1 protein-coding gene is annotated in these 1,167 nt (G+C 60.9%); it reads left to right on the forward strand.

The window, feature by feature from the left end; all coding sequences use genetic code 11:
• The first annotated feature begins 138 nt into the window (after positions 1 to 138).
• The gene (locus tag IM725_RS19950) at positions 139 to 1,167 is read left to right on the forward strand and encodes an IS630 family transposase (protein WP_407692546.1); all 1,029 of its coding nucleotides are present in this window, start codon (positions 139 to 141) and stop codon (positions 1,165 to 1,167) included.

Here is a 1,167-nt window from a genome sequence, read left to right on the forward strand (position 1 = left end):
CTAGTGTCCTGTCCCGCTAATTCATAGGCACGAAAACTGCATGGGATGAGGCATCCTCGGAGATGCCTCATGCCCAATGCATATACCCGCACCAGCAACATCGAGCTCACTGACGCGGAGCGCGCGGAGCTCACGTCGATGGCCAGGTCGCGCTCTCTGCCCGCGGCGCTGGCGCTTCGCGCGCGCATCGTGCTGGCGTGCGAAGGCTCCAACCAGGCCAGCACAGACGTTGCAAAGTCGCTCGGGATCGATCGCAACACCGTCAACAAGTGGCGCGGCCGGTATGCGCGCGATCGGATCTCTGGTCTGTATGACGAGCTTCGCCCAGGGCGGCCGCGCACTGTAGATGACGAGCGCGTTGCGCAGTTGATCAACAAGACCTTGCATACCAAACCCGCGCACGGGGCGACACACTGGAGCACACGCGCCCTTGCTGCCGAGACAGGCATCAGCAAGACATCGGTGGCGCGCTATCTCAAGGCCTTTCAGCTCAAGCCGCACCGTGTGCAGAGCTTCAAGCTCTCGACCGATCCGCTGTTCGTGGAAAAGCTGCGCGATGTCGTGGGCCTGTACCTGAATCCACCGGAGAACGCGCTGGTGCTGTGCGTGGACGAGAAAAGCCAGTGTCAGGCGCTGGAGCGGACGCAGCCAATGCTGCCGATGGGATTTGGCTACGTCGAGGGTGTCACGCATGACTACGTTCGCCACGGAACAACGACGCTGTTTGCAGCACTGAACGTGCTCAATGGCCAGGTGCTGGCCAGTTGCAAGCCTCGCCACCGCCATCAGGAGTTTCTGTCCTTCCTGCGCGAAATCGACAAGGCCGTACCGCAGGACTTGGACGTGCACTGCATCGCGGACAACTACGCGAGCCACAAGCACCCGAAGGTGCGTGCGTGGCTGGCGCAGCGCCCACGCTGGCACATGCACTTTGTGCCGACCTACTCCAGCTGGCTCAACCAGGTCGAGCGGTTCTTTGCGATCATCACCGACAAGGCGATCCGCCGTGGCTCATTCAAAAGCGTCAAGGAACTGACGAAAAAGATCGACAGCTTCGTCAGGCAGTACAACGAGAACTGCAAGCCGTTCACCTGGACGGCCACCGCGGATTCAATCCTCGAAAAACTCGCTCGCCTCTGCGCACGAATTACCGGGACAGGACACTAG

The organism is Ramlibacter aquaticus (genome assembly GCF_015159745.1).
GTDB lineage: Bacteria > Pseudomonadota > Gammaproteobacteria > Burkholderiales > Burkholderiaceae_C > Ramlibacter > Ramlibacter aquaticus.

Excerpts from the sequence above, each read along its gene's own strand:
- IM725_RS19950 (WP_407692546.1), top strand. The coding sequence starts at position 139 with ATGGCCAGGTCGCGCTCTCTGCCCGCGGCGCTGGCGCTTCGCGCGCGC.